This window comes from Bacteroides thetaiotaomicron VPI-5482 (assembly GCF_000011065.1).
GTDB lineage: Bacteria > Bacteroidota > Bacteroidia > Bacteroidales > Bacteroidaceae > Bacteroides > Bacteroides thetaiotaomicron.
Genome location: NC_004663.1, coordinates 5,375,748 through 5,392,338 on the forward strand (window position 1 = coordinate 5,375,748; position 16,591 = coordinate 5,392,338).

Genomic DNA, 16,591 nt, shown 5'->3' on the forward strand with positions numbered 1-16,591 from the left:
CCGAATATAGATGTAAGTTCAGCTAAATCATTATCTTTACACCATTCAATATGTGTGTAATAATGATAAAAAGAATCTTATATCTAATTCTTTTGTGCCTGACCGCACCTGTAGTGCAGGCACAACAACACAGTTTTTTCACCCATTATTCTACCGAGGATGGGTTGTCTCAAAACACGGTGATGAGCATGTTGCAGGATCACAAAGACAACCTCTGGTTTGCCACATGGGATGGAATCAATCGTTTTGATGGCTATAACTTTAAAACTTATAAAGCACGTCAGGGCAATTACATCAGTCTGACCAATAACCGTGCCGACCGGATGTATGAAGACCGGTACGGCTTTCTGTGGTTATTGACTTATGACAACCGTGTCCACCGTTTTGACCCGAAAACGGAGACGTTCGAACAGGTTCCGGCAGCAGGTGAAGAAGGTAGTACATATAACATTCACGCTATTCAGGTATTGCCCGATGGTACGGTCTGGCTGCTAACAGAACATGATGGAGCTATCCGTGTAGTCACGCTTCCTCAGAAGAACTATACGACGAAATCAGATATTTATTCAACGAAGTCCGGTCTGTTTCCTGCCGATCACTTTTATCAGGTCTATCAGGACAAAGCCGGCAATCACTGGCTGCTGACTGATAACGGTTTGGGAATGATACGCCCCGGTGAGCAGCAACCCGTGAACTACTTTGTGGAGACGAAAGGGAAACAAGACGGCATGAATCAGGCATTTTATGCGGTCCGGGAATGTGAAGACGATATCTGCTTTGCTTCAGACAGAGGGAGAATCTGGTGTTATCAGAAACAGGGCGGAGAGTTTCGCCTGCTCGAACTTCCGACGAAAGCCCGCATTACTTCTATACACACCGTGAGCAATGGCAATACTGTAGTGACAACAGATTCGGACGGGTTCTTTCTTTGCAACCTGAAGACAAACAAACATACGCATTATTCTCCCGTGACCTGTAAGGAATTGTCTGCACAACCGATTCTTTCGGCTTATGTAGACCGCACGTCAGAGGTATGGTTCGAACAGGAAGAGCCGGGAGTTGTCGTTCATTTTAATCCTGCCACCGGCGTGGTAAGGCGTGAGCAGATGCGGGTGGAATATAGTAACGCCGATCGTTCGCGTCCCGCTTTTCATATCCATGAAGATGTACACGGGCATATATGGGTACATCCTTATGGCGGAGGATTCTCCTATTTTGATCGTGACCGGAACTGTCTCGTTCCTTTTTATGATGATTTGGGCAGTAACAACTGGCGCTTTTCTAACAAGATACATGCCGCTTTTTCTGATAAACAGGGGAATTTGTGGCTTTGTACCCACTCCAAAGGACTGGAGAAAGTAACATTCCGCAACGTACCGTTTTCAATGCTGACTCCCGTTCCGCATGAATATGAATCTTTGAGCAACGAAGTGCGGTCGGTATGCGAAGATAAACAGGGGAATTTGTGGGTCGGACTGAAGGACGGAATGATCCGCCTGTACGACTCGAACCGGAAATTCATAGGGCATCTGACAGGTAATGGAACCATTTCGATGACAGGTACACCTATGGAGGGTACAGCCTATTTCATTATGCAGGATTCAAAAGGGATTATCTGGATTGCTACCAAAGGAAACGGTCTGGTGCGTGCCGAACAGATTTCTCCCACAAGTATGTCTTATAAACTGACCCGTTATCAGCACGACTCCAACGATATGTACAGTCTGAGTGACAACAATGTATATTGTGTTTATGAAGATCATCATGGTCGTATCTGGGCGGCTACTTTTGCAGGCGGTATCAACTATATTTCCCAGGGAGAACATGGAGAGACCGTCTTTATCAACCACCGGAATAATCTGAAAGGATATCCGATTGATGTCTGTTACAAAGCACGTTTTATCACTTCGGATAATAACGGACGCCTTTGGGTAGGTACTACCACAGGCGCCGTTGCCTTTGATGAGAATTTCAAAAAGCCGGAAGATATACAGTTCCACCACTTCTCGCGTGTCCCGAACGATACGAAGAGTCTAAGTAATAATGACGTGCATTGGATTATCGCTACCCAGCAGAAGGAACTCTATCTGGCTACTTTCGGAGGGGGACTGAATAAACTGATTTCCATCAGCGAAAACGGTCACGGTGAATTTAAATCCTACTCAGTGCTCGACGGACTTTCTTCGGACGTCTTGCTTTCCATCCGTGAAGATCATAAACAGAACCTTTGGATCAGTACGGAAAATGGAATCTGTAAGTTTGTTCCTTCCGGCGAGCGTTTTGAGAATTACGATGAACGTAGTATCAGTTTCCGTGTCCGTTTCAGTGAAGCGGCTTCTACGCTGACATCCGGCGGAGATATGTTGTTTGGAACCAGCAACGGATTATTCATGTTCACTCCGGATTCTATCCGGAAGAGTAGCTATGTGCCTCCTGTAGTTTTTTCTAAGTTGATGGTAGCGAATGAAGATGTAATTCCGGGAGAGAAGTCCATATTGAAAGTCGATTTGGATGATACACAGGAACTGGTGCTTTCTCATGATGAGAATATCTTTTCCGTTCAGTATGCTGCACTCGATTATACGAATCCGCAGAACATACAGTACGCATACATTCTCGATGGTTTCGAGAAGCAGTGGACTTTTGCCGACCGGCAAAGAAGCGTGACTTATACTAACCTTCCGAAGGGAGATTATATATTCCGTGTCCGTTCTACCAATAGTGACGGGGTGTGGGTGGACAATGAGCGCATCTTGAACATTACGATTCTCCCTTCTTTCTGGGAGACGCCTTTGGCGTATGTGCTGTATGTCTGCTTTGTGCTGCTGATTATTTTTGTTGCGGTTTATATCCTGTTTACCATTTATCGGTTGAAGCATGAGGTGTCTGTAGAACAACAGATTTCTGATATCAAGCTGCGCTTCTTTACGAATATATCCCATGAACTCCGTACTCCTCTGACATTGATTGCAGGTCCGGTGGAACAAGTTCTGAAGAACGATAAACTGCCGGCTGATGCACGGGAACAGCTGGTAGTGGTCGAACGGAATACCAACCGTATGCTTCGTCTGGTCAATCAGATTCTGGACTTTCGTAAGATTCAGAACAAGAAGATGAAGATGCAGGTACAACAGTTGAATGTCGTTGCCTTTGTCCGCAAGATTATGGATAATTTTGAGTCGGTGGCGGAAGAACACAACATCGATTTCCTTTTCCAGACAGAGAAAGAGGCTTTGAATCTTTGGGTGGATGCCGATAAGTTTGAAAAGATTGTGTTTAACCTTCTGTCCAATGCGTTTAAATATACTCCTAATGGGAAAATGATCACCGTCTTTATCCGTGAAGATGAGGGCACGGTGTCTGTCGGCGTACAGGATCAGGGGATTGGTATTGCCGAAAATAAACGGAAGTCTCTCTTTGTGCGCTTTGAGAACTTGGTGGACAAGAATATTTTCAATCAGGCAAGCTCCGGCATCGGTCTTTCTTTGGTGAAGGAACTGGTAGAGATGCACAAGGCTACGATTTCCGTTGACAGCCGGCTCGGTGAGGGAAGTTGTTTTAAAGTGGACTTTCTGAAGGGCAAAGAGCATTATAATAGTTCAGTGGAATTTATTCTCGAAGATTCGGTTGCTCCGCTGAGTATGGAACGTATTGTGGATATCGCTAATTCTTCGCTTCAGACAGAAGCTGCCATCGCAGATGCGCCGGACCTGGAAGTATCTGCTGTCAAAGAAGAGGCTGAGGAAAGCAGTTCGAAAGAGCTTATGTTGCTGGTAGAGGATAATCAGGAATTGCGTTCCTTCCTGCGCAGTATTTTCGCTTCAACTTATCGGGTGGTAGAGGCTTCCGAGGGTATGGAGGGATGGAGCAAGGCTTTGAAGTATCTGCCGGATATTATTATCAGCGACGTCATGATGCCGGAGAAAGACGGTATCGAAATGACGCGTGAACTTCGTGCGGATATGACGACCAGTCATATTCCTATTATCCTGCTTACTGCCAAGACGACGATAGAAAGTAAATTGGAAGGACTGGAATATGGGGCGGATGATTATATTACCAAGCCTTTTAGTGCGACTTATCTTCAGGCCCGTGTGGAGAACCTGCTGATGCAGCGTAAGAAACTGCAAAATTTCTATCGTGATAGTCTGACGCATGTGACGGTGTCTGAAACTCCGGTTGCTCAAGGGGAGACTTTAGCAGGTCATGCATCTGCTGAACCCGTAAGTAGTGCAGCGGAAGAGCCTGCGATGCCGGAAATGTCTCCTAACGATCGTAAATTTATGGATAAACTGGTTGATTTGATGGAGCAGAATATGGATAACGGGGAATTGGTAGTGGATGATTTGGTTCGTGAACTGGCTGTCAGTCGTTCGGTGTTCTTCAAGAAACTAAAAACGCTTACGGGACTGGCCCCTATCGAGTTCATAAAGGAAATGCGTATCAAGCGTGCCGCACAATTGATTGAAACGGGAGAGTTTAATATGACTCAGATTTCTTATATGGTCGGTATCAATGACCCGCGTTATTTCAGTAAATGTTTTAAGGCGCAGGTCGGTATGACTCCGACAGAGTATCGGGAGAAAGTCGGTCGGTAATTGGAGCTTCTTGCAGTTTTATCTCCTTAGAAGTTTCATTGAATAAATAGCGTTCAGCCGTTTCAGCTTTCTTCGGAAAAGCCTTGATAGAAGGTGATAGCGGCTGAAGGCACCATTTCGTACCCTTGCGTAGACGTGCTCTGAGCGGGGGCGTGGTTTCAGTTCTTTCAGGTTTATAGTTTGAGTTTCTGCTTTTATAGTCGATAAGCTATGTATATCTTAATTTCTGAACAAAGGCTGGTTGATATGTAGGCAAAGGCTGACTGACGTACGGGCAAAGGCTTGCTGACCCGTCGACTCAGGCTTGCTGACGTGTAGGCTTAGGCTTGCTGACCTCCGAGCTAAAGTTTGCTGACAAATAAGGTGAGAATGATAGAAACAGCGCTGAAAATATGATGAATGAATAGAGCCTCTGTTTAAGTAAAATAGACCTTTTACTTTTAGTAAATAGAACTTCTGATTGGAACAAACGCAGGCTCTGTTTTTGAAACTGAAAGAGCTGAATGCTGAAACCTCTTTTCAGAGACTACTGCTTTCAGCTGTATCTCCTTCTGACAGGGATTTTGCGGAGATTACTGAAAGAACTGAATACCTGGATTTCAACTTTATTTAGTAGGTGGCTGATTCTTTCATTGTTAGCCTGCCAAGCAGGCTTTTTATTTGTATTAGAGTAAATAGAAAGAAGTACAAGAGTTGTTATGATGATGTACTAGAGTCACTCCAAGGATGTAGAAGATTTAAGGAAAAGATGTATAAGAATTGGATGAATGGTGTACAAAATGCGAGCGAATGATGTACGTCATTACTTCTTTGGAATAATAATAAAAAAGATAGCGATGCCCGAATACGAGTATCGCTATCTTGAGAAAAGAGACTAAAATATTATTTGATTTTAGCCTCTTTTAGCTTAACTAGATTTTATAAAATCTTATTTTCTCCAGCGTGGATCACCAATTTCATTATCTATGATTGTTTGGTTAGATACTTTGAAATTACCGTTTGCTGCATCTGTAAAGCCTGGATCAAGAGTGACTCCAGTTGCGTCTACCACTTTACCGGCTCCACCTTCAGGTATTGATAGTAAGGAAGGTGCCTCGAAATAATAGTTCGAGTTAAATGTCAGATTATCAGTTTTAGTATCTTGACTAAAGAATACTTTATTACTCATGTTAGCAAAAATGCATTTTGTGATATTTGCAGTAAAATCTTTATTACCAACTGAGTTGGAACGGACATAGAAGAGACCTTTACTTGTTGCTTCAATTCCATACAGAGTGCAATTCGATATATTTATGATATTGCCTTTCGTTGAATGTCTGTCAAAACGAATAAAATCAGAACCAGAGCAACAATTATAGAATGTGGAATTTTTCAATGTAAACTCTGCTATAAAGGATTTCTTCTTTTGATAGTCTACAAATCTTTTGCCACTTGCCATATCATGGAAAATACAGTTATCTACAGTAAATGTATTGATAGTACCAGTTTGTGTATTATCATTCTCTACTAACAACGAACCAAATCCAGTTACATCACAATTTGTAACAGTTATATTTCCACCTTTACTATCAAGTACTGTAATAATTGTACCTCCGTCACTAGCAGTTAAATTAAGGTTCTCTATTTTGAAATTGTTACATCCACTTAATACAAACTTGATATTAGTAGTTGGACGGTTTTCTGCATATAAACCTTTTATAGTAACATCTTTGGTTAATTCTATTTCCAATGTTTTTGCAGTTCCACTTTCATCTGTATATATGAAGCTATTATTGTCGTCTTTAGGTAATAGGACAATAGTAGCATTAGCCTCGGCTGTTGCTATGATTGTTGCAAGATTGTCACCCGGATAAGCAGGTAATGCTCCATCCAAGTTTATGAGAGTTGTGAATACCATCGTACCACGAGTTTTATCACCATTCTTTAAAGTTGCAGTATAAGTAGTTTCAGACTTTAAGTTTTTAATAGTAGCGGCACCGGCTGCAATTTCATCAGAAGTCACACGGTGTGCTGCAACATCATTTGGAGTTATGATGATTTCCGTAGCAACTTGTCCGGCGGGCCAGCGAAGTGTTACTTCTGATGCTGTCAGATCTTCTTCTGCAACTTCCAGAAGAATTTGTTCTGCATCTGTTGAACGGGTAGCGCTAACCCATTTGGAATCAGTAATTCCTTCTGCTACACTTTTTACCCGGATGGAGTATGATGTTTCTCCTTCTAATCCTGTAACCGTATAAGTTGCTTTTTCAGATTCTAACGTAGAAATAGCAGTTCCTGTAAAATCAGGATCTTCTTTAAATACTTCGATTACATAGGATTGGGCTCTATCCATTTCATCCCATGTTAATTCTATATTTACTTTGTCTCTAACTCTTGCGGTCAGATTAGTCGGGGATAATAGACGATCTAAATTTAATTCTTTTATGTCATCTATATCTTCACATGCAGTGAATGTAACGCTGCCTGTCAACAGTGTGATAAAAGCAAATGCTGTGATTATATATTTTTTCATCTTATCAATATTTAAGTGTATGAATTAATTATACCAGGAATAATTTTTCAATTCCGGATTGGCATTAAGATTAACCTGGAAGATAGGCCAATACATATATTTAACCGGGTCTTGTGCATAAATAGCTTCTATCTTCTCGTCTTTTAGTTGGCTGGAAGATATCCATGTTTTCGTTTCACCCGAACTGTTGGTGTATTCTGTGTAACCTGCCGGATTGATATTTTGCTCATCGCGGTTCAGACCGTATGTTACGAGACTGCCATCTTCGATTGTATTTGATGCTCCGTTGCGCGTCCATGTGTAATCTTCCATTTTATAATATAAATGCCCGCTTAATTCAGCATATTCTCCTTGCAAATCACGTAAACGATACATTTTAGCTTTAGCCTCATCAAGTTTGGTTTTTAATAGATTCCAACGGATCAAGTCAGCTTTGCGAACAAATTCACCGCAAAATTCCAAAGCGCGTTCTTGAACGATTGCATCAAACATTGCATCTTTATTACCTTGAACAGCTGCGACATATTGGTCTACTTCTGTATTCCAATCGGCTTGATCAAACGCACGTTGGCGAATCTGTTTCAAATATGGAGCTGCTGAGGCCGGACCATTTAATTCGTTTTCTAATTCTGCTCTCATCAATACGATATCAGCATAACGCATATATTGTTTATTGATACCATCGTCGGTGCTTTCAATATAGCGGTTCATCCATTCATAACGGAGTTTTCCGAAATACCATTTATCTATTGAATTGAGTTCTTGGACTCCTTTGTTCCATTTGTAAGGAACACATGTTACATCACGTCGTTTATCCTTTTGGGAATAATCAAAGAAAAAGAAAGGAGTAGGACCTGCCTGTCCACCGGATTGTTTGTAGTTTACTATGACATCAGCGGTCTCATGTCTTAAACCGAAAGTATATACTTGGCGTCCACGTGCAGTCGGTTCATTGTTGTATGGTATTTCCCATAATGATTCACTACCTGCTTTAATAATATCACGACAGTTATCAATAAAAATATCTTCGAAATTTGTTTTTAAAGCCACATATTTTCCTTCTTCTGCCATTACGTCTTTACATGCCTGCAGGGCGATAGGGTATAATACAGATTTTGCTAGTTCTGGATCACTGCTTAATGAACTGTTACCATCGGATCTCAAAGAATAACCGGATGCCTGAAGGCAAACTCGTGCTAATAATCCTTTTACAAAAGCTTTGTTGATTCGTTCTACAGTAGTAGTTGCATCCATTTCGTTGGGCCATGCTACCATATTTTCTGCTTCCTGTAAATCTTTTATCAGTTGTTTGTAGATAACGTCTTTGTCAGTTCTTGCAGCATACATTGTTTCTGTGGTTGTTGGTTCAAAGCGAGCGGGAACATCTCCCCAAGCGTTAATCAGATCAACATATGCCATAGCACGCATGGTAAGAGCCTCACCATAAAGGTGTGCCATATTTTTATCTGTCAAATCTGCGTATGTTCTAAGTCCTTGGATGGCAAGGTTAGCCTTTTCAATGCCTTGATAAATATTAGACCATGGTTCTTTACCATCAGCGAGATTCATCTGACTATTATTCGAAGAAACCTTATAAACCGCTAAATCTGCTTTTCCGTCACCTACCTGTTCAGAACTACTATACCATTCTATGTCAGTATTATAACCATACCAAGGCAAATAACGAGCACGATAGTTCTGTTCGCCATAATATATATATATGTTTTTAATTGTTCCTTCTGCTAAATCATAGATTGAAAATATATTGGAGTCGTCCATAGATGAAGGAGACTTTGTATCAAACAAGTCATCACAAGAAGTCATAAGTAAAGAACTTCCGCAGAATGGCATTGCTGCTATTACTGTATATAATAATTTTTTCATATTAGTCTTTTTTTAGAATGTTAAGTTTAAACCAATTACATATTGACGGCTCCTTGGATATGCTGAATAATCAACACCTGGGGTCAATGCGCTTTTAGTACGTGTAGATACTTCAGGATCGAAACCGCTGTAGTTGGTAATGCAGAATAAGTTATAGCCGGTTGCATAAAAACGGAGATTCTGTATTCCAACTTTTCTGGTCAGAGTTTGTGGCAGTGTGTAGCCAATGGAAAGAGTAGCTAGGCGAAGGAATGATCCATCTTCTACAGCCCAGTCTGTCAACACATATTTCTGTGTCCATGGAGACCACATTGAGGTATTTGCATTCATTGCCGCCAATTGTGTAGGATCATTACAGATAGTTCCGTCGGCATTTAGGTTAGTCCAACGTTTCTCTTCTGCCATGACATCAATCATGTTACGGTATTTATATTTGCTTGAAGATGTATATTCAATTTTGTTTGCATTATAGATATCATTACCAATACTATAGGTAAAGTTTGCAGTCAGATCGAATCCGTAAACACGGGCATTAACAGAGAACCCACCACTACAGAATGGATTAGTATCACCAATTACTTTTTGGTCGTCTTTAGTCACTTTATTATCTTCACTTCCATCTACGTTTTTTAGTTTCATAGCACCTGGACGGAGATATTTCTCACCGATGATGTCAGAAGCATCTGCTACGCCAGCTTTCAATACCCATTTACCATCAATGAAACCTTCGAAGTCACTGACTTCATAACGTCCGTCACTTACAAAACCGTAAATTTCTCCGACAGAATGTCCTGGTTGTACTTTGAAGTCTGATTGAATATCTGTTGATGCCCAACCTGAATCAGCAGAATAGTCCATTAAGCTACCTAAGGATTTAACTTTATTCTTATTGAATCCTACGTTTGCATTAAAACTCAAAGCATAATTCTTTTTATTGATGGCATTCCAATTTAAGGTTACTTCCCAACCTTTGTTTTCTGTTTCACCTAAATTTCTGTATTGGAAGCTATATCCAACACCGGAAACGGGGAAGTTGATTAGCAAATCTTTTGTAGTATTCCAATAATATTCAACTGTACCACTTAACTTTCCGTTTAAAAGAGTAAAATCTAAACCGGCATTGCGAGTATGGGTTGTTTCCCATTTCAAATCAGGATTGGCCATTTGTGCACCAGTAGTCCAATAACTTGACATATTATTCATCCAGCCTATTGAAGCACCGGAACCAGCAGACCAAATAGTACTTGTTTGGTCACTTGGAATGTTGTTATTACCAGCTGTACCATAACTAATACGAAGTTTTAAATCATCTAACCATGATTTAGTACTTTCCATGAAGTTTTCAGATGACATACGCCATGCAAGAGCTGCGGAAGGGAAGAATCCCCAACGGTTGTCTTTTGAAAATTTAGAAGAGCCATCGGCACGGAATGTTGCACTCGCAAGATATTTACCTTGGAAATCATAGTTTGCACGTGCAAAATAGGATAGCAGGATATCGTCAGCATTATAGAATTTGTCAGTTGAGAAAGCTGTGCCTTGACTTGATAAGTTGAAAGCTTGGTCTGCCGTAAATAGTTTTGGATAAAAACGAACTTCATCTGTATCCGTATTACTTTTCACCTTAATCAATTCCTGACCAACCAAAAGACTTAAACTATGATCTTTGTTCTTTAGTATCTTCTTGAAATCGTAATTTAAAGTATTAGTATTACGGAAGGTTTTTCTTTCTTTGGAAGTGAATACGGCAATAGGCTGATTGTTTCCATTGATGCGGGAGTTGTAAGTTGTAACTCCATAAAAACGTTTGTCTTTATTATAGTAATGATCTAAACCAAATTCAGTCTTGAATTTTAAGTTGTCAATAAACTCCCAAGTAAAACTACCGTTATAATTAAAGGTTTGACGTGACTGCTGACGTGCATTGTCTGCAACGGAAACTAATGGATTTGTTAATTGGAGATCAGGATCATACCCATCGCTCAAATCTTTGAAATTGAACGGGGTATAAATCATAACGTCTTTCATACGAGAGTCTGCACTGGAAACTTCGCTTTTGGACTCGTTAGCACCTGCACCATTGATTGTTGTATTGGAGTAACGTACAGAGAAGTCTAAAGCAACACGTTTATTGGGCTTGTGATTTACTTTTAAACTTAAGTTATCACGCTTAAAATCAGAATCTTGCATGATTGCTTTATCATCCATATGCGCATAGCTGAAAGCGAACTTTGTTTTGTCACTTCCTCCATTGATGCTTAAATTGTGATTGAAAGTATGTCCGGTACGCCCAAATACCTGATCTTGCCAATTGTTACCTTCAATATTTTCATAAAGATCTATATCCTGATAGTTACCAAAAACTTTGGTATAATCATCTGGATTGATCGTATCATGTTTACCACTATTCAACATAGCCAATTCATATTGCCATTTTGCATAGTCTCCGGATGAAAGCGTGTTTAACTGTTTGGCCATCTTTTTCCAAGAGTAGTAAGCGTTATAATTCACAGAAATCTTACCTTCCTTACCACTTTTGGTTGTAACAAGGATGACTCCATTAGCACCACGAGAACCATAGATAGCAGTAGAAGATGCATCTTTCAGAACTGTCATATCTTCAATATCTGAAGCGGGAATATCAGAAATAGATTCTACGGGGAAGCCGTCTACAATAAATAAAGGAGTGTTATCTCCCGTAATAGAACCGCCACCGCGTACACGAATCTTCATTTCTGCATCAGGCGAACCTTCTGTTGTGGTAATTTGTACACCTGCCATCTTACCTGTTAGTGCTTCCGTTGCGGATGCAACAGGTACTACTGTCAATGCTTCAGCATTAACTGTGGCTACTGATCCTGTAATGTCTTTACGCTTGGCAGTACCATAACCGATAACTACAACTTCATCCAACGCTTTTGCATCATCTGATAGTGTAACATCAATCTTGCTTTTTCCTTTGATTGCGATTTCCTGCGTTTTCATACCAATATATGAAATAACTACAGTGGCGTTGGCAGGAACTTTTAGAGAGAAATTTCCATCCAGGTCAGTGATTGTACCATTGGTAGTATTCCCTTTTTCTACAATGGAAGCACCGATAATCGGTTCTCCGGTTGTGTCTTTCACATTACCATTTAAGGTAATAGTCTGCGCTGATACGCTGAGCGATAATGCTGCGAAAATCATTAGCAGCAAAGTGCGCATGTTTTTCATTCCTTTAGGCATCTTTTGTTCTTTTATATTAGATTATTAATATTCGAGTGTGTCCACTCTTAGAGTTCTCACTGGTGCAAAATTATGTTTTTGGGGCTTGTGGGATGTGTAATATTTGTTTTTACGATAGTATTTTTTGTTTTTCCGGCATAAAATGAATAAAGACGAGGATTTATGGGGAAATGTACTCTCGTCTTAATCTTTTATAACTGTTTATTCGGGCTTTTAGTTTTATTTTTTAGAATCCGCAGGATACAGATGATTCACTAGCTCATTCAGATATACCTCCAGATTGGTGTATTCTTTACTCAAACTATATTGTGCGCCGTCGCTTGGATCATTCGGATTCAGATTGTGCTTTTTCTCCCATTCGTCCGGTATGCCATCTCCGTCGGAGTCGGTTGGGGTCGGTTCGGATTTATATTCGGGCCAGCCTCCTACATCTATCGGTTGGTCAACCATTCCGTTGGTGCTTCCATGAGACCCTTCATAAGTGTAATTCCCTTTGCGGGTTTCTTCTACGATTCGTTGGTCTACGGCATCGCGGCGGTGAGAAGCTCCGGCAAATTGCAGTACATCTTTATAGGCTTTCTTTGCCGGTTGCAATGAAGTATGCTCTGCTATATCAAATGCTTTTTTGGATAATAAATTCTTTTCCGGTGCGAAGTCGTTCTTGACGATCAGACCAAATGTATTATCCATATTGACTTTATAAAGAGCTTCTTTCTGCTTGTCAGTCAGGCTGGGACAGGTGGCGTCCATAAAGTTTCCTTTGAAGTGGAAGATTCCATGTACCCCTGCCTCATTTTGATTTTTGCCGTCGTCTGCATAAGCGGTGAACAGGCGTCGGTATGAACCTTTGGTAGCACTATAGGGCCCCGGCTTATAGTAATTATTGAGAAAGTTGTACGAACCGCCTTCACCGGCATAAGCCCCGTCACTACCATAATTGTAGATTACATTATTGAATAATTCCACCTTTTCTTCTTCCGGTTTGCCGGTATAACGGCTGCCGCAGAGTCGTGGAGTACGATTGGTGTGATGTGCCAGCAGATTATGATGGAAGGATGCTTTTTGTCCACCCCAGATGCCACCATAGCCATGTGCTCCTTTCTCATGAATAGAGTTGGCGAGGCTTTCGCTGATGATACACCATTGAAGGGTGAATTGACTGTTATCATAGAAAGTGGCACATTCATCCGTACACCAGCTCAGAGAGCAATGGTCTATGATTATGTTACTGTTTCCTTTGGTACCGTTCATTGCATCGTCACCTTTTTGCTTGATGTCCGCTCCCATACGTGAACGGATAAAGCGGACAATCACATTGTCTGCTTGAATGGAAAAGGTGTAGTTCTTCAGACAGATGCCATCTCCGGGAGCTGTTTGACCTGCGATTGTCACATCTCCATTGCTGAGTTTTAAAGGTTTCTGCAATTCAATGATGCCGCTGACTGCGAAAACGATCGTGCGGGGGCCCTTTTTGTTGATAGCCCAACGGAAAGTTCCTTCCGAGCCGTCATCTGCCAGTGAAGTTACAGTGTATACTGTTCCACCGGCACCTCCTGTTGTATATTTCCCTGCACCGTCGGCGCCTGGGAAAGCCGGAACTTTTGAACGGTCGGGAGTAGCATTCTCTTTGTACGAATTGTCAGTATTTGTATTCCCTTGGATAGAAGGGAGCATAAATAAGGCACATAGCCCTACCAGGATTTTTTTGTTCATAGCTACTTAGTTATTGGTTGGGTATAAGGAATTTACCAAACTATTCAGATAGACTTCGAGGTTGGTATATTCCTTGCTTAAGTTATATTTGTTTCCGTCACTGCCGTCGTTGGGATTCAGCCCGTTGGCTGTTTCCCATTCGTCCGGTATCCCGTCTTTGTCACTATCCTGCTGTGTAGTGGTAGTGGATGCGTATTCACTCCATCCTTCCACATCAGCTTGTGTATCGATCAGTCCGTTCGTTCCTCCGTTTGAGCCTGTGTATGTGAAAGTGCCTTCCTGGGTTTCTTTTACAATACGTTTATCAATCTTGTCACGCAGATTGGAAGCACCAGCGTATAGTAATACAGACTGATAGGCATCTTGTGCAGACTGAACGAACGAATAATCATCTAAGATAGGAAAACGCAAAGATACAAGCAAATCTTTTGTTGAAACTTCGTTGTTTTTTACGCAAAAAGCGGTTGAGGAGGTATTATCTGCATTTGCATTGGCCAATTCTGTCTTTTGTGAATTAGATAACTTCTCATGTGTTTCGAAATAATTCCCGTTTACATAGAATTTTCCATATATCCCTTGTGCCTGTTGGTTTTTACCATCATCTACGTAGGCGGTGAAAATACGGCAATGTACTTTTGCCGAAGCATTAACAGGTCCCGGCTTATAGTAGTTATTCATGATATTATAAGAACCTCCCTCTCCCGCATAGGCTCCTTCACCAGTCCAATTATAGATTACATTATTGCATAAATCGGCTTTTTCCATATCTTCTCTGTTAGAATAACGGCTTCCACAGAGGCGAGGGGTGCGGTTGCTATGGTGGGCCAGCAGATTATGGTGGAAGGTTGCAGGGCTTCCTCCCCATATTCCGCCATATCCATGTCCTCCTTTGTTGTGAAGAGAATTTGTCAGACTCTCGCTGATGATACACCATTGCATGGTAAAGTCGGTATTTCCATAGAAGGAAGCACATTCGTCTGTACTCCAGCTCATGGAGCAATGGTCGATAATAATATTCCTTTTGCCGGGATAAGAATCTTGATACCCATTCATCGAATCATCTTCCGTCTTGCATTCATCCCCCATACGTGAACGGATAAATCGGATAATGACATTGTTTGCGTTGACACGTAAAGTGTAATTTTTCAAGCAAATACCGGGGTGGGGAGCAGTTTGACCTGCAATGGTTATATCGTCATTCTTTATTTGCAACTGTTTGGTTAAAGGGATGACTCCACCAACAGCGAACACAATCGTCCTTTTGCCCGACTTCTCTATCGCCCAACGGAGAGTACCTTCTGAACCGTCATCTTTGAGAGAAGTTACTGTATATACTGTTCCTCCGGCTCCACCGGTAGTTAGTTTTCCGGCTCCTTCGGCACCGGGAAAAGCTGCGACTGTCGAACGGTCGGGAGTCGGATACTCCGGCAGCTGATCCTCTCCCGAATCATCCGGATCAGTAGAATCTCCCGGCTGTTCTATTGGAGGATTTGTGTCCTGTTCGAGATTTTCTTCCGAACAGGCTGTGAATGATATGAAGACAGATGCAAGAAAAGCTCCTAAAAAAGTTTTATTCATGGCATTAGTTCTTTAAAATATGGGTTGTACTCACGTATTGTGTTAATTATATGGTTGCAAATGTATAGGGAAGAAAAGACGTCGGTGTGCAATATTTGTTTTTCACATTGTATTTTTTGTTATTAGATTCAATTAGAGCATGGTTTAATGTACTTTACTCTGTCCCATTCACCGATTTTTATCCGGCATTCATCGGTTTTCTGACCGGAAATCATCTGAAAAGCCTGTAAGAGCACAAAGAAATGATGTATCTTTGAACCATCAATCATTAATCATAGAAACGATGGAACAGAAATCTAAATTCTCATCTGCTACAGTTTTCTCAGGAAAACTTCTGATAGCTTCATTATTTATCCTTTCAGGAATTTTGTTATTCGCCCGTAACATGGGTTGGATTACTGCTGAATTGTTCAATATAATAGTATCATGGCATTCTCTCCTTATTATATTGGGAATTTATTCGATGATACGCCGCCATTTTGTTGGTGGAATTATCCTTGTATTGGTAGGTGTTTATTTTCTGTTAGGAGGTCTTTCGTGGTTGCCTGAAAATTCTCAGGCAATGGTCTGGCCGCTGGCTTTGATCATAGCCGGAGTTTTATTCCTCTTCAAATCCCGCCACAGAGGACCGTGGGATGACAAACAGCGTATGTTTCGTGACCATAGAGAATGGATGAAGCATGGGCACCATGGTCATGCGGGCATGAACTTTACAGACAATCAGCAGCAATGTGAATCGGAAGATGGCTTTCTGCGTTCTGATAATACTTTTGGGGCTGCACGTCATGTAGTACTCGATGAACTTTTTAAAGGAGCAGTCGTCCGTACCTCTTGTGGAGGAACAACGATTGACCTGCGCCATACTCATATCGCACCGGGAGAAACATATATCGATATCGATTGTAGCTGGGGAGGAGTCGAAATATATGTTCCTTCCGACTGGAAAGTAGTATTTAAGTGTAATACTTTCTTTGGCGGCTGTGATGACAAACGCTGGCAAAACGGGAATATTAATAAGGAAAGTGTATTAGTCATTCGGGGAAGGCTTTCTTTCGGGGGACTGGAAGTTAAAGACTAA

7 protein-coding genes are annotated in these 16,591 nt (G+C 41.3%); 2 read left to right on the plus strand and 5 right to left on the minus strand.

Annotation, left to right across the window (positions count from 1 at the left end):
• Nucleotides 1–62 precede the first annotated feature (62 nt).
• Complete coding sequence (locus BT_RS20750) at nucleotides 63–4,598, plus strand: hybrid sensor histidine kinase/response regulator transcription factor (protein ID WP_011109105.1); 4,536 nt, start codon at nucleotides 63–65, stop codon at nucleotides 4,596–4,598.
• A gap of 928 nt (nucleotides 4,599–5,526) precedes the next feature.
• On the opposite strand, the gene BT_RS20755 is transcribed toward BT_RS20750, so the two are convergent.
• The 5 genes from BT_RS20755 to BT_RS20775 all read right to left on the minus strand — a co-directional run bounded on the left by BT_RS20755 (nucleotide 5,527) and on the right by BT_RS20775 (nucleotide 15,513).
• Nucleotides 5,527–7,110, minus strand: coding sequence for a DUF5123 domain-containing protein (locus tag BT_RS20755; protein ID WP_011109106.1), 1,584 nt, complete (start codon nucleotides 7,108–7,110; stop codon nucleotides 5,527–5,529).
• A 24-nt stretch (nucleotides 7,111–7,134) separates the two neighbouring features.
• Nucleotides 7,135–8,994 (minus strand): RagB/SusD family nutrient uptake outer membrane protein, encoded by a 1,860-nt coding sequence (locus BT_RS20760; RefSeq protein WP_011109107.1) that lies wholly within the window; start codon nucleotides 8,992–8,994, stop codon nucleotides 7,135–7,137.
• Nucleotides 8,995–9,006: 12 nt separating this feature from the next.
• Nucleotides 9,007–12,222: a SusC/RagA family TonB-linked outer membrane protein gene (locus BT_RS20765; RefSeq protein ID WP_011109108.1), complete on the minus strand. Its 3,216-nt coding sequence runs from the start codon at nucleotides 12,220–12,222 to the stop codon at nucleotides 9,007–9,009.
• 219 nt (nucleotides 12,223–12,441) lie between these two features.
• Complete coding sequence (locus BT_RS20770; protein WP_011109109.1) at nucleotides 12,442–13,935, minus strand: pectate lyase; 1,494 nt, start codon at nucleotides 13,933–13,935, stop codon at nucleotides 12,442–12,444.
• Between the two features lie 6 nt (nucleotides 13,936–13,941).
• A complete protein-coding gene (locus tag BT_RS20775) occupies nucleotides 13,942–15,513 on the minus strand; it encodes a pectate lyase family protein (RefSeq protein ID WP_011109110.1) in 1,572 nt (523 codons plus the stop codon).
• Nucleotides 15,514–15,796: 283 nt separating this feature from the next.
• On the opposite strand from BT_RS20775, the gene BT_RS20780 reads away from it, so the two are divergent.
• Nucleotides 15,797–16,591, plus strand: coding sequence for a LiaF transmembrane domain-containing protein (locus BT_RS20780; RefSeq protein ID WP_011109111.1), 795 nt, complete (start codon nucleotides 15,797–15,799; stop codon nucleotides 16,589–16,591).

Coding starts and splice junctions, on each gene's coding strand:
- BT_RS20760 (WP_011109107.1), bottom strand. CDS start 8,994: ATGAAAAAATTATTATATACAGTAATAGCAGCAATGCCATTCTGCGGA.
- BT_RS20765 (WP_011109108.1), bottom strand. CDS start 12,222: ATGCCTAAAGGAATGAAAAACATGCGCACTTTGCTGCTAATGATTTTC.
- BT_RS20780 (WP_011109111.1), top strand. CDS start 15,797: ATGGAACAGAAATCTAAATTCTCATCTGCTACAGTTTTCTCAGGAAAA.
- BT_RS20770 (WP_011109109.1), bottom strand. CDS start 13,935: ATGAACAAAAAAATCCTGGTAGGGCTATGTGCCTTATTTATGCTCCCT.
- BT_RS20755 (WP_011109106.1), bottom strand. CDS start 7,110: ATGAAAAAATATATAATCACAGCATTTGCTTTTATCACACTGTTGACA.
- BT_RS20775 (WP_011109110.1), bottom strand. CDS start 15,513: ATGAATAAAACTTTTTTAGGAGCTTTTCTTGCATCTGTCTTCATATCA.
- BT_RS20750 (WP_011109105.1), top strand. CDS start 63: ATGATAAAAAGAATCTTATATCTAATTCTTTTGTGCCTGACCGCACCT.